This is a genomic window from Neobacillus nitrireducens, assembly GCF_030915405.1.
Taxonomy (GTDB): Bacteria; Bacillota; Bacilli; order Bacillales; family Cytobacillaceae; genus Neobacillus.
The window spans coordinates 3,337,157-3,353,579 of sequence record NZ_CP133262.1 but is presented as its reverse complement, the minus strand read 5'-3'; the positions used below and the strand labels follow the sequence as shown (position 1 = coordinate 3,353,579).

The following is a 16,423-nucleotide window of genomic DNA, read 5'->3' as shown; positions in this document are numbered from 1 at the left end:
ATTAGTTATAATTAATTATAACTAGTTATAAGAGGTGAGATAAAGCTTGAAAAAAGATTATCGATTATTTTTATCAATGTTATTGTTTTTACTTGTCTTTACAGGGTGTTCAGCTAATGAACAAAGTAAAAAGCACTCAGTGGAAAAACAAGCGGTCCCTGAAAAGAATGTCGAATTGACGATTTCAGCGGCAGCAAGTTTGCAAGACGCCTTGACTGAAATTACATCAAATTTTAATAAAGAACATGGTCATCTGAAAATTAACTATAACTTTGGCGCTTCTGGAGCGTTGCAACAGCAAATTTCACAAGGAGCACCTGTCGACCTTTTCTTCTCTGCAGCAGAGGATAAATTCGATCAATTAGTGACAGATGGTCTTATTGAAAAGAAAAATGGGGTCGATTTGGTTGGTAATGAGCTTGTCCTTGTCGTTCCAAAGGACTCCACAAAAGGAATTAAAACGTTTGAAGATCTTACGAAAGCCGATAAGATTTCGATTGGGACTCCTGAATCTGTCCCAGCAGGTGAATATGCGAAAGAGGTACTAGGAAACTTAACGATTTGGAACTCAGTTAAAGGGAAAATCGTCTATGCCAAGGATGTACGCCAAGTGCTTACCTATGTGGAAACAGGAAATGTTGATGCGGGAATAGTTTATAAAACAGATGCATTAACCTCAACGAAAGTAGAAATCGCGGCAACGGCTGATAAAAAAACTCATACTCCCATCGTGTATCCTGTTGGAATCATCAAGGCTAGTAGCCATCCAAATGAAGCCATGTTATTCTATGAATATCTAAACAGTAATGAAGCGATGGAAGTTTTCAAAAAATATGGATTTAAAGGACTGTAATATAGTACAATGGCAGACAACTTTTGGGCTCCAGTCAAACTATCGATAGAGATTGCTTTCACTTCAGGTATCATTGTATTGATTTTGGGGTTAATTTTAGGAAAGGTTATGGCGAATGCGAAATTCACAGGGAAAGTTTTCATTGAAACCCTATTCCTTTTGCCATTAGTATTACCCCCTACTGTTGTGGGTTTTTTGTTAATCGTTCTATTTGGCAGGCAAAGCCCAATCGGACAATTGATAGAATGGCTGTTTGAACAGCCCGTTATGTTTACCTGGTGGGCTGCCGTCATTGCATCCACGATTGTGGCGTTCCCGCTTATGTATCAATCCGCCAAGACCGGGTTTGAGGCGATTCCTGAAGATATTGAGGGGGCAGCCCGTGTAGATGGGGCGAATGAATTCAAGCTATTTCTTTTTGTGACCATTCCACTTTCACTAAAATCAATTATTTCTGGTGGAATTTTAAGTTTTGCACGAGCGTTAGGTGAATTTGGGGCCACGCTTATGTTTGCGGGAAACATCCCTGGGAAAACACAAACCATCCCCACAGCTATCTATATTGCCATTGACTCTGGTAATATGCATTTGGCTTGGTTATGGGTACTGACTATAATTGGCATTTCATTTATTATGTTAGTCTGCGTACATCTCTCAAAATCTAATAGCTAATCATTACTCACAAATAAACCCGTACCCCAAAATAGGTACGGGTTACTTCTTTTTTTCCAAATACAGCGTCTAGCGCATGGTACTCATCCTAAGATCCGCTGATAAATGGACTTTGCATGGGTTAAATCCTTGGTCCCGTGAATAAGGGCGCGTCCATCTTGAAAGATAACCATCCGTTCCTCACCCATCTCGACCGACACCAAATAGGGATTGCCCTTGACCACATAACCAAGCGAACTAAGCTGACCGGCGAGGCGTTCCAATGAAATCTCACCAACAGACGAAGGGCGGATTTGGACCGTATCACGGCCGCACAGCACTGTCGTCTTTGTCATATTTTCATGATCAAGGTAGGGATAGGTCCGATCCTCACCGCATGACAAACAGCCGGCAAACTTGGCCTTCGACATCTTCAAGCTTGTGTACTGATTTCTCCATAAATCAAAGCTGACAAAGGAGGTCCGCACTGAGTCCCAATCCTCGACTAACATCTTCAATGCTTCCGCCGTCTGATGGGCAATGACCATCTGTACTGCCGGGGAAATAATTCCACCCGTATCACAGGTCATCCCCTGAAGCGGAATGGAACGCAGTAGACAATTTAAACAAGGAGTCTTCCCCGGAATCATCGAAAACGTCATCCCAAAGCTGCCAACACAGGCCCCATAGATCCATGGAACATTGTATTTTTGTGAGACATCATTCATCGCCATCCGCGTTTCAAAATTATCGGTTGCATCGATCATCACATCAACGCCCACTACCAGCTCTTCCAATAACTGAGGTGTAGCATCACCGATGATCGAAACCACTTCAACATCGGAATTGATGGCGAGCAAACGTTTTTCCGCCGCGGCAGCCTTTGGAAGCTTCTCGGCTACATCTTCTTCGGTGTAGAGCTGCTGGCGCTGCAGGTTGCTGGCCTCGACATAATCGCGGTCAATGATCGTAAGCTTGCCAACGCCGGCCCGGGTCAATACCTCAGCACTTCCTGACCCTAAGGCTCCCGCACCGATAATCAGCACATGCTTGCTGCTGATTTTCACTTGTCCCTCTTTGCCAATCCCCGGGAAAAGGACCTGCCGTGAATACCTTTCGTTCATGCGATCATCCTCCGCTTACCGGCGGAATAAAAGCAATTTCATCCCCATCACGAATGACTTCATCGTTCGCAGCAAACTCTTCATTAACCGCCGTCATCACCGTGTCCATTTTCGGCAGGTTATATTTAGCAGATAACTCTGCCTTTAACTCAGCCACTGTTTTCCCCCGGCCTCGACGGAAAGAAACTCTGCTCCAACTGCATCACGTAAATGAGCAAAAAATAGGATCTTATTCATTTAAGTCACTCTCCTCAGGCTTTCCGCTCGGATAGGCGACCGTTTCAAGCTGATTACCCATCCACGCTTCGCCCTCTTCCCAATGTTCTTTCTTCCAGATGGGAACGATTTCCTTAATCCGTTCAATCGCATAGCGGTTGGCATCATAGGCATCGGCACGATGCGGCGTTGAAACGGCAATAACAACCGCTACATCGGTAATGTCTAAGCGGCCAACCCGGTGGGTGATAGCGACGCAAGCGCCTTCCCAGCGCTGCTCAATTTCCCGGCCAATCTGCTCTAGCTTTTTCACAGCCATTGCTTCATATGCCTCATAGATTAAGAATAATGTTTTCTTTCCCTTCGTTAATTCACGGACGGTTCCAATAAATGTTGTAATTGCACCCGCTTCACGCTGGACGACCTTATCAATGACTGCTTGAATATCGATAGGTTCCTTTGAGATCTGATACATCATTTTGACTACACCTCTTTAAGCAAGCACTTTGGCTCTGCATTTTCGATCACTTGATAACCGCCAATCTTTTCAACCTGTGCGATGAAATCAGCCGATTGGATCATGGCAATCAGCATTCTGCCGCTTTCACTTTCATAAAAGCTTCTTGTCATTAGCAAATCATATTCCTCATCCGCCACAGGGACAAAGTCTAAATCCATCGCTTTCGCAGCAGGATAAATCCCCAGTCCTGCACCACGCGCATCCCCGTTCACTTCCGCAGCTACCGCTAAATGCGAAAACATTTCCCGGTCATAACCGGTAATATCGTCTGGTGTCAGGCACCCTTCTTCCAATAAAAGATCAAACAGGATTCGGGTTCCTGCTCCTTTTTGACGGTTGACGTAATTGGCGTGGACTCGTGCTAAATCAGCTGCTGTTTCAATGCCAAGCGGATTGCCGTTTGGCAGAATCCAGCCTTGCTTTCTTTTTAAAAATGGATAAAGAACGACGTCTTGGCCGGCTAAAAATTTACTTACATAAGAAAGATTGTATTCCTTTGTACCTGGGTCAAGCAAATGAATCCCGGCTACATGGGCCTCTCCTTTGCGAATCGCCATGATACCGGCCATACTGCCGACATGGGAAGAAACAATTTTCATATCTGTCCGCACCCGCTTTAATCGGGACGACAACAGGTCAATCGTCAAATCGTGGCTCCCGCAAAACACAATCGCGTTTTTAATTTCTTCAAGCGGGCGCAGCAATTCAACCTCGGCGAGATCGCCTTGTTCATAGCCAATAATGTTGGTTGGTACGATTAGCATCCCGTCTGCCCTGACATACGACATCGTCACGCCTGCCGCTCTTGTCAGCGGGTTCGCGACGAACTGTCCATTCACATAGCCGATGTTCATCCGCACAAAGTCCTCAGCTCCCATGGACGAGACAATCCGGCGCCCGAGCTTAACAGTTACCGTCTGCCTTTTGGGTTCGGGGATTTGCAGGTACTTGCAAATTAGCGGTCTGACAAACCATTCGAGTGCCAAATAAGCCGAGACCGGATAACCTGGAACTCCGACCACAATTTTCCCATTTATTTTTCCTAAAATAACTGGTTTTCCAGGCCGTGCGGCGACCCCATGGGTAAAGACCTCGCCGATTTCACCGATAATGTGGACCGTGTAGTCTTTCGACCCTGCAGATGATCCTGCATTAATTACAATGATATCGGACGTCTCAGCTGCTTCTAAAAGGACTTCTTTAATTTTTTCAGGATCGTCCTTTACGATTGGATGAAGCACTGGTTCGCCGCCCCAATCCTGAATAAAGCCTGCAAAGACGGAACCATTAAATTCAATAATTTTTCCTGGTGCAAGTTCAGCCGCATCTGCATCCACAAGCTCGTTGCCGGTTGGAATAATCGTCACTACGGGCTTTTTGGCAACAGGAATGACCGTTTGCTGCCCGGCTAAAAGTACACCGAGATCAGCCGGCCGTAAGATATGTCCTTGCGGAAACAGCATTTCCTCTTGAACAACGTCTTCGCCGATGGGACGAATATGCTGCCAAGGGGTTGCGGGTTCGATAATTTCAATCGTTTCCTCATCCATAACATCGACATGCTCAATCATAATGACGGCGTTAAATGGAGAAGGAATTGCATTCCCCGTATCGACATAACTAAATTCTTCGCCTCTTTTCAAACGAAGTGGATTTTGCTCATGGGCTTGATAGGTGCTTTCAGCAACGACGGCAATTCCATCCATCGCGCTTGCGTGGTAATGCGGCATTGACACCCGTGCAAAGATAGGTTCGGCTGTCACACGGCCCAAGGAGGTACTTGTTGCGATTTCTTCCTTTTCAGGGGTCAGCGAATGAGCCGCGAGAATTTCTTCTCTAGCTTGCGCTCGGGGTTTATCTTCTAAATAAATTTTTCGCTTAAAGTTTTTATAATCCATTGCTAGGTCCCCTTTATCGTGATGAAATCACAGGTACGTAATCTCCCTGTGCAATTCCCTCTTTTTCTGAACTAATTTCGACAATTCCATCGCTCTTGACTAAGGTTGTGATCAAGCCGGATTTGCCAATAATCGGTTCCGCCCACCATTCTCCCGCCTTTTCGAACAAGCGGACACGGATATAATCAGAACGTCCGGGTGAGGAAGGAATATTTTTCGTAATTCTTGCAAACACCCGCTCCAGTTTCCGTTCGATCCGCTCGCCTTTTAGCTTGCGTAAAATTTGCTCGCCAAACAGCTTAAAGATAATCATTGCACTGGCTGGATGACCTGGCAGTCCAATCACTGGTTTCCCATCCGCCATTGCTAGAATCGTAGGTTTTCCGGGCTTAATCGAAATACCATGGACAAAAACGCCAGGGTCACCTAACGACTGGATGACATCCGTGGTATAATCCTTTGCGCCGACCGAGCTTCCGCCGGAAAGGATTAAACAATCTACCTGTTGATAGAGTTCACGGGCCTTTTGTTTAAACTCTTCAAAATCATCACGGACAATTCCGCCATAGAGTACATCCACATTCCATTCGCTCGCTAATCCTGAAATGGTTAAAAAGTTGATGTCACGAATTTGCCCTTCTGCTAAGGTTTCCGTTTGATATGGGACGATTTCATCACCGGATGAAAGATAACCGACTTTTAATTTACGGAATACCGTTACAGTTGCCACTCCTAAAGAAGCGAGTGCCCCTAACTCCTGTGGTCGAAGTTTTGTGCCAGCAGTAAGCAGCGTTTCGCCTTCTTTAATATCTTCCCCAGCACGGATGACGTTTTCTCCTGGAGCAATCTGCTTGTACGTATTTAATAGCGTATCGACTTCTTCACAATGTTCAATCATGATAACGCTGTCACTACCAAATGGAAGCATCCCGCCAGTTGGCACATAGACCGCATGACCTGGGCCTGCTTTTGCCGTGGGAACTTCCCCCATTTTCACTTCCCCCGTTACCGTCAGGAAGCCAGGCATCGATTCAGAAGAACCATACGTATCCTTGGCACGAACAGCATAACCATCGACAGTTGAACGATCAAAACTCGGCACATTTTCCTTTGCAATCACTGGTTCAGCTAAGATATAATGAAGCGCTTCTTCGAGCACGCGCACTTCGGTTTGCTTGATGGCTGGAATATTTTCCTCAATTAAGGCAAATGTTTCTTCAACTGTTTTCACTTTGAAAAATTGCATGGTTCCCTACTTCCCCCTTTTGATAGTGAAACTTCAATAAGTGGTGATTTTCCACTTATTGTTAGTTGAACAAATCGAGCTTTTATGGGCAGTTATCCCCTTGCCTGTACTTCCTTGTTACTGCCCGTTAATGCTGGAAAAATCGTCTGCTTCAGCCCACCTTTTGGCGTCTTCATACTCGTTTGGGCGATTCATATTAAAAAAGACACGTTCTAAGTCCAAACTGCTGTATTCCTGCAGGTCCTTTTCCGTTATATAACGGACGTTTATATGATCGAGCAGATGTTTCATACGAAGTCGTCCCGCTTTAATACTATTTGCGACCTCATCCGTCACTCTCTTATCAAAGACAGCAAATAAAGGGTGCTGAACTCCATGAATGACAGGGATGACTGCATCACAGTCGCCGCATTTTTGGACAAGCACCTCGGCTAGTTCGACTGAAACAAACGGCATATCACAAGCGACAATAAAATTTTTATCATACTTGGATGACAGCAAGCCGGCATGAACCCCTGCAAGCGGTCCTTGACCGGGATAAAGATCCGGGACCATCTTCACTCCTAAAAATGGATACTGTTCAGGATGATTGGTTACAAGAATTATATCATTAAAGGACAACTTTAGCGTATCTACAATTCTCTCGATGTTGGTTTTCTCATTTATTTTTAGAAGGGCTTTATTGGTGCCCATCCTGCTTGATTTCCCGCCTGATAAAATAATAGCCGCAGCCTTCATGTTTTCAGCACCTTCTTAATGTGTTTCTTTTTTCATACCTACCGCGTTATAGCCATTTTCCTGAGCAACAAAATCCAAATGAATCGAGTTTAAATCCAGTAAGGCTGCAGACGGTTTTTCAATATATTGTCTAGTATCAATAATTTTAATATAGCCGTTACACTCTTCGCAAACTTGAATTTGAGAAACAGCATCCCCTTCAATGGTAATAAACTCGGTGGTTTTATGGTCCTCATTGCCACAGTGTGCGCATTCTAGGCGTTTAGCATTCCAGTGTGCAAGGCAGCGCGGGCAATGGATTACCTTCTTTCCATCATCATTCAATGAAGCTAAGCGGACTGGTTCACCACAAACGGGGCAGCCTGCGCCCGGGATGGCGTGAGTGATCTCGTCTTGGACCTTTTCTGCAGTTAATTGTAAATAAGGACGGAGAACGGTTTCAGCCAAGAATTGCGGAATCCATTCTTCAAGTCCGTTTTCTTCTGCAAACTTAACAAAGTAAACATGGTTGGATGAAAAAGCCTCTTCGATCCATCGGATAGCCGTTTCTTCCGTTAGCAGACTGTTAATGCCTGTAAGCTTTGATTCAAGCTCAGGATTTTTCATGACTAATAAGGTAATTATTTCCTCTATCCACTGTAAATATAGGGGAATTTCAAAGTCAATAGCCGATAATGCAGCAGCAGGCACACCAGCTTCCATCGCAGCTTTGTCAAGGTTTGGCCTAATCGTTTCGGGATTGATCTGTTGCTTCCATTTATCTTGAAGTAAAACTATTTCTTTTTGAAGTTCCTGATATTCTTTTGAAACCACCGACTTTATCATATGTTCTGCACCTCTTTCATGTAGTAAAGAAATGGCTGCCTTTAGAGTGACAGCCATCCCTTTTTTATCATTTTCCTTGTGTCAAGCTCCGGCGCCCAACGCCTAGTATACTTCGCTAAACGGGCGCTTCCGCATTTCTTTCTACGCGCCTTTGTTCTTCTTATGCTTTGGATCATCCAAGTTAGGGAAGTTGCCCTTTTTGGCTTCTTCATCATACCAGTCCGGATAGTGGCCTTTTGCCCACCAGGCAGGTACTTTTCCGGTAACAACACCAGAATATCCTGGTCTGGAATGCCTATGAACAACAGATAGATAGACGTGACCAACGATAACCGCAATTCCTAGTCCGAAACCGATGTTATGAAGAACGTATCCCCATTGGACAAGTGCTCTTGGAAAGAAGTCAGGAAACCACATCGTGAATCCTGATGCAATAATCAGAATCGCACATAAAATCTGGATTACTGAGTTGATTTTTTCCCCTGCGTTAAAGAAACTTTGGCGAATATGCTTGAAGTTAAAGCCAAATAATTCTTTAACAAATTCAGTGAAAAATTGAAGATCACGCTTTTTCCATGTGATTAACTCTTTCATCCAATGCATAAAAAACTTCGGGCTAAAAATCAGTAAGATGAAGGTAGGTGCTATAAACACTACCGCAAAAATTCTGTGTAAAAGCCTTGCATTTGCCGGTCCGCCCAAAACGGGATAAAGCCAGTCAAAGAATTCGGTATACATTGGCAGAGCCGTGATATAGAGGGCAAAGAATGCCAAGCCATTGATTGCATGTGCCCAAACAAAAGCCTTCGGAAAACGTCTAATTTGCTCATTTGCTTTCGGATGCTTCTGGTAATTACTCATGGCTGCCACCTCCATCTTCGTCATGATTATCTTCTTTACTTCTCTTACTCATAATACTGTTGGTGATAAAGGCACCGACAACCGCCATCGTGGTTGCCCCGATCATGGCTTTACCGATTGGCTGTGCATAGTCTTTCCACACAACTGCAGAGGTTGGAATCTTAGGGCTTTCAGGAAGGCCATATACACTTGGTTTTTCAGCTAACACATAAATTGTGTGCGTACCGCCAACCCCTTGCGGATTATAAATATTGGCATTCGGGAAACGGTCTTTAATTTGAGCTAAACGTTTATGCGCCTTTGCCAGCATTTCATCTTTTTTACCAAACTGCATCGCATCCGTGTGACAAGTAGTCACGCAGGCAGGCTGTAAGCCCTCTTCGAGACGGTCTGTACACATCGTGCACTTTTGTGACTTTTTATATTCCTTGCCATTTTTATCTTTGTACGTCTTTAAGGAAATGACTTCGAATGGACAGTTTTCCACGCAATAGCCGCAGCCTACGCACTTATCATGATCAATGACAACCGAGCCAAATTTAGAATAACTGATTGCATTTTCCGGGCAAACCTTTTCACATGCCGCTTCCTTACAATGCATACAAGAAGTGTGGCGGAAAAGATATTCTAAATCACCTTTGCCATTTTCGTGTTCAATATACTGAAGCACATTCCATGTATCTGCGCTTGTTTTAGGATGTGACTGAACACTTCCTTGGAATTCGGTTACTTCGGCAGGAAGGTCATTCCAGTTTTTACAAGCAACCATACAAGCCTTACAGCCATCACATTTGGTCACGTCAACATATTTTACAAATTCAGCCATTAGTCAGCCCTCCTTATGTCGCAAAGGAATGCTTTATATTCCGGAATCATTGTGTTGGCATCCCCAATATGTGGAGTCAGGCGGTTAGCAGAATCTCCTGTTGCATATCCTTTAAATCCAAAATTCCAAGGCATCCCTACTTGATGCACCTTTTTGCCATTAACATTAAATGGTTTATAGCGTTTTGTTACCATCGCATAGGCTGTGATTTTGCCGCGTGCCGATTCAACAATGATTTTATCTTTATTATTAATTCCTTTTTCTTTTGCCAGTTCTTCACTTATTTCTACAAACATATATCTAGCAATCTCAGAAAGCCACTCTTGGTTACGAGTCATTGAACCTGATTGCCAATGTGCTTCTACACGGTAAGTAGTTGCGACAATTGGATAATCGACCTTGTAGCCTTTTTTATTAAAGTCACCATCATTAATGACAACTGCAGGATTCAATTCGACCGATGAGAACGCATTTTTAGCTGGACTTTCAAATGGTTCATAGTGTTCAGGGAATGGACCATCCTTCATCGTAGGGGCAAACAATAATCCTACGCCATCTTTATTCATCATGAAGGCACCCGTACCGCCTGGTTCACTTGGTGAAAGAATCGCTTTAAAGTCTGGAACATCGTTACCTACCCATGACTTCGCCGCAGCATCCCACCAAATAACAGCCTTTTCCTTGCTCCATGGCTTACCGCTTGGATCAGCAGAAGCGCGGTTGTAAAGAATACGACGGTTTGCCGGCCAAGCAAATGACCAGTTAAGGAAGTTGGCATTACCTGTATCTTTGTTATCACGGCGCTTCGATAGATTTTTTCCTTCTTCAGGATAGAAGCCGGAATAAATCCAGTTTCCGCTTGAAGTGGTTCCATCATCTAATAGGGCAGCGATGCCTGGTAAGAGTTTCCCAGTTTTTAAGTCATATCCGTTGATTTCTTTTGCAATTGCATCAAGATCTGGTGCTTCGCCATTACCATAGTTCCAATCAAGTGCTAAGAAAGGTTGATCCGCAGGTTTGGGACTGTTAGCATATAGCTTTTTCAGTTTTAGTGCCAGTTCATGGATAATATCAAGGTCTGGTCGTGCTTCTCCCCGTGAGTCAATGGCTTTCCAACGATATTGCATCCAACGCGAGCTGTTGGAAATACTTCCTTCTTTTTCAAAAGAAGCCGATGCCGGTAGCAGGAATACCTCTGTATTAATCTTTGATGGGTCACTGCCTGCTTCTTTTTTCCAGAAGGCTGCTGTTTCTGTTTCCCAAAGGTCAACAGCAACGAGCCATTTTAGATTGCCAAGTGCATCTTTCTCCTTACCAGCATTAGGTCCGCCAACTACCGGGTTTGTTCCCCAAAGGAAAGCACCATCTAATTCATTGTTATACATTGCTTTAAATAAGTTAATATGTGAGTAGTTTTTGTTGCCCTTTGGTAAGTAGTGATAACCGAACTCGTTATTCTTGGTAGCATTATCGCCGTACCAAGCTTTTAATAAGCTGACCACGAATTTTGGTTTGTTACTCCAGAAACCGGTTGGAGGTGTTTCTTTTGCCAAATAGGTTGCTAGTGTCGCATGCTCAGGGACGGTTGCTTTAGGAGCCCCAAGGTATCCTGTGAGGTTATCCCATAATAAGCCGAAGTCTGTCGAACCTTGAACGTTTGATTCACCGCGCATCGCGTTGATTCCACCGCCTGGTAAGCCAATGTTTCCTAAAAGCATCTGAATGATTGCGAAAGCACGAACGTTTTGTGAACCAACTGTATGCTGGGTTGTACCCATTGCGTAAAGAATCGTTCCTGCTTTGCCCACTTTACTTGTTACACAGAAAGCCTCATACACCTTTAATAAATCCTTTTTAGGTGTACCAGTCACTCCCGATACTGTATCCACATCATAACGAGAATAGTGCTTCTTCATTAATTGGAAGACACTCCGCGGATTCTGTAAGGTTGGATCTTTTTTCGGAGTTCCATCTTCATTTACTGCAATTGTCCATTTGGTATTGTCATAGGTACGCGTTGCTTCGTCATAGCCTGAGAAAAGGCCATCATTAAAATCAAATCCGTCTGCCACAATAAAGGAGGCATTTGTATAGTTAATAACATAATCTTTGTGTAAAAGATTGTTATCGATTGCATATTTAATCATACCGCCCATGAAGGCAATATCTGTTCCAGAACGCAGCGGTGCATAAATATCAGATACCGCAGAGGTACGTGTATACCTTGGGTCAACACTGATGATTTTCCCGCCGTTTTCTTTCGCTTTTGTCAACCATCTAAAGCTGATTGGATGATTTTCCGCAGGATTCGCGCCCATAATAAGTGCACAATCCGTATGTTGTAAGTCGTTCCAATGGTTTGTCATTGCGCCACGACCAAATGAAGGTGCCAGACCGGCAACCGTCGAACTATGTCATATTCGTGCCTGGTGCTCTAAGTAGGTGACACCAAGCCCTCTCATTAATTTTGACACTAAATAGGTTTCTTCATTATCAAGTGCCGCGCCGCCAAGGCTGGCAATTTTTTCAGTCTTGTTTACGGTCAGTCCGTTTTCTTTTACAACAAATGAAGCATCTCTTGTATCTTTTGTCCGCTTGGCAATCGTGTCAAGCATCCATTCCCACTCTTTTTCCTCCCACTTCGTGCTGCCAGGAGCACGGTAAAGCGGTTTGGTCATACGTTTTTCAGATGTGTAAAGCTGTCTTAATGTTGTACCTTTACTGCATAGCTTACCCTCGTTAATCGGATTATCCGGATCCCCTTCCGTATAAACCACAGTGTTGTTTTTGGTGTGCACAAGGATCCCACATCCTACACCGCAAAAGCAGCAAACAGTTGGTGTTACAGTAGCTTTGGCAATTTTAAAATTCTTTGCGTTCGCATAGGCCTTTTTCTCATTAAAGCCGAGCTCAACAACGGCCAAGGTAGCAGCGGTAGCACCTGACAGCTTTAAAAATTGCCGACGATTCAGGTTCAATTCAACCATCATCTCATTCTCCTTCCCATAAACTAATTTAGAATATCCCTATATTTCTCTCTATTGCATCTTTCTTACTGGCCATTGAATGGTGTTGCTAATTCCCCCCTTCAATGATTCTCTGGAAACTGGACTCCCCGGTTACATCGTTTTCGACTCTGCCAGCTGAAGTATAAATCGTTGCCATTTTCCCTCTTAAATAGCCTATTACTTCAATGTTTAAATATTTCGCCAGCTGTACTGCCTGCTTAGTAGCCGCCGTACGTGAACCTATCACAGGAAAGCCAAATTTTGCTGCTTTAGAGAGCATTTCATATGAAACCCTGCCAGTTGTTAGTAAAATTAACCGATCGGGCTGCAGGTGATTTTTGATAGCGTAACCAATTATTTTATCTACGGCATTATGTCTGCCAATATCTTCACGGATGGTAATATTGCCATCCTCATCAACAATACAGGCACCATGCATACCACCGGTTTCAAGATAAAGTTCTGAATTCTGGGCGAATTCACTTCTCTTTTTTAATAGATAACTCAATTGATAGTTTTTTTCAGATGTTACTCTTTCAAACGCCTTCACATCTGTCATCGAAAAGAAAGTTACGCCACGGCCACAGCCTGCGGTGTAATGCTTCTTTTTCGAAAAGAATTGCTCCTCGTCAAATTCAGAGCGGAGCGAAACGTTGATTGTACTTAGTTCTTCATTGATCACAATTGACTCAATATCATTTGAGGATTGAATAAATCCTTCAGAAAACAAATATCCATAGGTCCAATCGTCTAAGTTGTGCTTTGTCAGTTGAAAAACGGCAATTTCATAGCCGTTAATAAGTAAGGAAATAGGATATTCATCGGGACAACCTTTACTGTGCATTGTTTTCCCTCCTCTTTAGGAAACTTCAACATTTAATCATTGTAAGAATTTTTACCTAGTAAACTCAGCGACATTTGTCACTTGCGAAATTAGCGATTATCCTTATAAAAAGGAATGACTGTTTCTTTTTACATCTATTACAATTCTCTGCACATAGATGTCAGGACTTTGTCCATTCTATTTCATGTTTGTGTCATTCTTTCGACAATTTTATGAACTGGTTATTTAGTCACGTTCGCTATGTGATTTACCTTCTGTTTGAAAGCGTTTCCATCGCCAAAGTCGATTAAATGCACTTCCTATTGTAAATATCTTACTGCCGGTTATTTTTTTCGAAAGTAATATTTATCACTATAAAGGCTTGTTAATAGTACAAAAAAGGTATTTGTCATTTTCCTGTCAACTATTGCTTCAAAAATTCAATTTTCAGGGTCATGTCCTCCTAGATTTCTGCTAATTTTATAAAAATGTTCTATAATAAGTAAGAGGTTTTAGTTACTAAGGAGGAAGACATATGTCGATTAAAAAAGTAATGACGATTGCCGGCTCTGATACAAGCGGCGGGGCTGGAATTCAAGCAGATTTAAAAACATTTCAGGAGCTTGGTGTCTACGGAATGACAGCATTAACATCCATCGTTACGATGGACCCGAAAAACGGTTGGCACCATAGCGTTTTTCCAATCGCAGTGGATACCCTTGAAACACAACTTGAAACCGTTCTTTCGGTTGGTATTGATGCAATGAAAACAGGCATGCTTGGTACGGTTGAAATCATTGAATTAGCCGCACGGAAAATCGATGAAAATAAACTCGAGCGTGTCGTCATTGACCCGGTTATGGTTTGTAAAGGGGAAGATGAGGTCCTAAATCCGGAAACAACCGATGCCATGCGTGAGTTTCTGTTGCCGCGTGCTTTAGTGGTTACACCTAATCTGTTTGAAGCAGGACAGCTGGCAGGCATGAAGACGCCACGTACGGTTGCGGAAATGAAGGAAGCCGCGGAGAAAATCCATGCGCAGGGAGCAAAATTTGTGTTGATTAAAGGCGGCGGCAAGCTTCAATCCGAAGAAAAAGCAGTCGACCTTCTTTATGATGGAAAGGACTTTATGCTGTACGAGTCAGAAAAATTTGAAACCACCTACACGCACGGTGCAGGCTGTACCTACTCTTCAGCGATAACCGCTGAATTAGCAAAAGGAAAATCCGTTTATGATGCGGTTGATGTTGCCAAAGAGTTTATTACAGCGGCCATCAGGCAAGGCTTCCGCCTAAACGAATATGTCGGTCCAACCTGGCATGGTGCTTACCGCAGCGGCCTATCTAAAACTGAGTACTGCGAGGATTGTGTGGAATAAACTATAGAAGAAAGAGCCGGTCCCTGGATCGGCTCTTTCTTCATGCTGTCCTTTTCATATTGTCATTTTCATGGTGTCAGGCACCAGCGAGCATTCATTTCGCATTTTTTACCTAATTTTAGTATGATAGTTACATTATTAATTAAAATAGACATTAGACCTAATCATTCTAATTATGGAGGGAAAGGAGGTTGCACTTTGGAACCTATTGATGTGAAAGGCGCACAGGCTGCGATTAACAGCTTTGCCAATAAGGATGTTTACATCCACCTTGAAACAACAAACGGTGCCTATGCATCACATAATGATCAATCATTTTTTTCAGCCGGAGCATTCATCCGCAATGCGCTTGTTCGTTATGAATTAGGCAAAATAACCGGGAATGGCCCGTTTAGGGTTGGTTTGAAGATCAACCTTGGCTGGATTTATGCAGAAGGAATTACCCATTACGAAATAGATGAAGACAATCACCTGCTCTTAGCCGGTCACGATAATGCCGGAAAACTAGCGGTTGCCTTGGAAATTTCCAGCACCCCTTTTGAATAATACGGCAAGGCCGGAAGGAGAATGATTTATGGAAAAAGAACAAAGCGTTTTGGTCGTTTTTCCTCACCCAGATGATGAGGCATTTGGTGTGTCCGGGACGATTGCAACCCATGTTAAGAACGGCACCCCTGTCACCTATGCCTGTTTAACTCTAGGTGAAATGGGACGCAACATGGGGAATCCCCCGTTTACCAATCGCGAGAACCTGCCGAAAATCAGGAAAGAAGAATTGAAGGAAGCAGCACGGGTGTTGGGCATTCAAGATCTGCGCATGCTGGGATACCGTGATAAAACAATCGAATTTGAAGATGAAGAGAAGCTCGCCAACAAGATGTTAGAAGTGATTAAGGAAGTTAACCCTTCACTTATTATCACGTTTTATCCCGGGTATTCCGTCCACCCTGACCATGACGCCACCGGTGCGGCGGTCGTGCGGGCGGTTGAGAAAATGCCTGCGGACGTGCGGCCAACCTTACACTGTGTCGCCTTCTCAAATAATTGTGTAGATGAGATTGGGGAACCGGATATCCTCAATGATATTAGCCCCGTTACAGAAATAAAGCTTGCTGCCATCCAAGCTCACAGGTCGCAAACAGAGCAAATGTTTATTGGCATGGAGGAGAAGTTGAAAGAACAAGATCCGCAAGTGATGAAGTGGATCAACAACGAACGGTTTTGGACGTATACATTTGATAAGTAAACTCAGAAAGCCCTTCAAGTTACGGAAAGGGTTCCATTTACAAAACACAACTATAATTAGGGATAGACCTTAACGTATTCTACGTGGGGTTTATCCCTTTTTATTGTACTTTATTGACAGTAAAACCCTATTTCATAATTATAGTAGTCAAAGTATACTACGAAGGTACATTCTGTTTTGTTGAAATTAGGATAAGTCCAATATGATTGA

15 protein-coding genes and 2 pseudogenes are annotated in these 16,423 nt (G+C 43.5%); 5 read left to right on the top strand and 12 right to left on the bottom strand.

Annotated elements, in window-relative coordinates; all coding sequences use genetic code 11:
* Window positions 1-46 precede the first annotated feature (46 nt).
* Both modA and modB read left to right on the top strand, forming a co-directional pair.
* Window positions 47-853, top strand: a complete 807-nt coding sequence (modA, locus tag RCG22_RS16240) for a molybdate ABC transporter substrate-binding protein (RefSeq protein ID WP_308103775.1) — start codon at window positions 47-49, stop codon at window positions 851-853.
* A gap of 9 nt (window positions 854-862) precedes the next feature.
* Window positions 863-1,525 (top strand): molybdate ABC transporter permease subunit, encoded by a 663-nt coding sequence (modB, locus tag RCG22_RS16235; RefSeq protein WP_308103774.1) that lies wholly within the window; start codon window positions 863-865, stop codon window positions 1,523-1,525.
* Window positions 1,526-1,608: 83 nt separating this feature from the next.
* Here the strand turns inward: modB and RCG22_RS16230 are convergent, their stop codons facing one another.
* The 12 genes and pseudogenes from RCG22_RS16230 to fdhD form a co-directional block, all read right to left on the bottom strand.
* On the bottom strand, window positions 1,609-2,628 hold the full coding sequence (locus RCG22_RS16230; RefSeq protein WP_308103773.1) for a thiazole biosynthesis adenylyltransferase ThiF: 1,020 nt from the start codon (window positions 2,626-2,628) through the stop codon (window positions 1,609-1,611).
* A 4-nt stretch (window positions 2,629-2,632) separates the two neighbouring features.
* Window positions 2,633-2,865, bottom strand: a pseudogene (moaD, locus tag RCG22_RS16225) (molybdopterin converting factor subunit 1).
* On the bottom strand, window positions 2,858-3,322 hold the full coding sequence (locus RCG22_RS16220; protein ID WP_308103771.1) for a molybdenum cofactor biosynthesis protein MoaE: 465 nt from the start codon (window positions 3,320-3,322) through the stop codon (window positions 2,858-2,860). Before RCG22_RS16220 ends, moaD begins: the two are co-directional and overlap by 8 nt.
* 5 nt (window positions 3,323-3,327) lie before the next feature.
* On the bottom strand, window positions 3,328-5,262 hold the full coding sequence (locus RCG22_RS16215) for a molybdopterin biosynthesis protein (protein ID WP_308103769.1): 1,935 nt from the start codon (window positions 5,260-5,262) through the stop codon (window positions 3,328-3,330).
* Window positions 5,263-5,275: 13 nt separating this feature from the next.
* Entirely contained in the window at window positions 5,276-6,508 is a 1,233-nt protein-coding gene (locus RCG22_RS16210) for a molybdopterin molybdotransferase MoeA (protein ID WP_308103768.1), read from the bottom strand.
* Window positions 6,509-6,625: 117 nt separating this feature from the next.
* Window positions 6,626-7,246, bottom strand: a complete 621-nt coding sequence (gene mobA, locus RCG22_RS16205) for a molybdenum cofactor guanylyltransferase (protein WP_308103767.1) — start codon at window positions 7,244-7,246, stop codon at window positions 6,626-6,628.
* Window positions 7,247-7,261: 15 nt separating this feature from the next.
* Complete coding sequence (locus RCG22_RS16200; RefSeq protein ID WP_308103766.1) at window positions 7,262-8,071, bottom strand: formate dehydrogenase accessory protein FdhE; 810 nt, start codon at window positions 8,069-8,071, stop codon at window positions 7,262-7,264.
* A 141-nt stretch (window positions 8,072-8,212) separates the two neighbouring features.
* Window positions 8,213-8,932: a formate dehydrogenase subunit gamma gene (locus tag RCG22_RS16195; RefSeq protein ID WP_308103765.1), complete on the bottom strand. Its 720-nt coding sequence runs from the start codon at window positions 8,930-8,932 to the stop codon at window positions 8,213-8,215.
* A complete protein-coding gene (locus tag RCG22_RS16190) occupies window positions 8,925-9,758 on the bottom strand; it encodes a 4Fe-4S dicluster domain-containing protein (protein ID WP_308103764.1) in 834 nt (277 codons plus the stop codon). Before RCG22_RS16190 ends, RCG22_RS16195 begins: the two co-directional genes overlap by 8 nt.
* Window positions 9,758-12,160: pseudogene (gene fdnG / locus RCG22_RS16185) on the bottom strand (formate dehydrogenase-N subunit alpha); the annotation flags it as partial. The gene RCG22_RS16190 and the pseudogene fdnG, both read right to left, overlap by 1 nt.
* A 12-nt stretch (window positions 12,161-12,172) precedes the next feature.
* A complete protein-coding gene (locus tag RCG22_RS25515) occupies window positions 12,173-12,748 on the bottom strand; it encodes a twin-arginine translocation signal domain-containing protein (protein ID WP_489685529.1) in 576 nt (191 codons plus the stop codon).
* A gap of 85 nt (window positions 12,749-12,833) precedes the next feature.
* A complete protein-coding gene (fdhD, locus tag RCG22_RS16180) occupies window positions 12,834-13,610 on the bottom strand; it encodes a formate dehydrogenase accessory sulfurtransferase FdhD (RefSeq protein ID WP_308103763.1) in 777 nt (258 codons plus the stop codon).
* A gap of 514 nt (window positions 13,611-14,124) precedes the next feature.
* On the opposite strand from fdhD, the gene pdxK reads away from it, so the two are divergent.
* The 3 genes from pdxK (at window position 14,125) to bshB2 (ending at window position 16,213) form a co-directional block, all read left to right on the top strand.
* Entirely contained in the window at window positions 14,125-14,967 is an 843-nt protein-coding gene (pdxK, locus tag RCG22_RS16175; protein WP_308103762.1) for a pyridoxine/pyridoxal/pyridoxamine kinase, read from the top strand.
* 198 nt (window positions 14,968-15,165) lie between these two features.
* Window positions 15,166-15,513, top strand: coding sequence for a YojF family protein (locus tag RCG22_RS16170; protein WP_098260234.1), 348 nt, complete (start codon window positions 15,166-15,168; stop codon window positions 15,511-15,513).
* A gap of 28 nt (window positions 15,514-15,541) precedes the next feature.
* A complete protein-coding gene (bshB2, locus tag RCG22_RS16165) occupies window positions 15,542-16,213 on the top strand; it encodes a bacillithiol biosynthesis deacetylase BshB2 (RefSeq protein ID WP_308103761.1) in 672 nt (223 codons plus the stop codon).
* The last annotated feature ends 210 nt before the right edge of the window (window positions 16,214-16,423 follow it).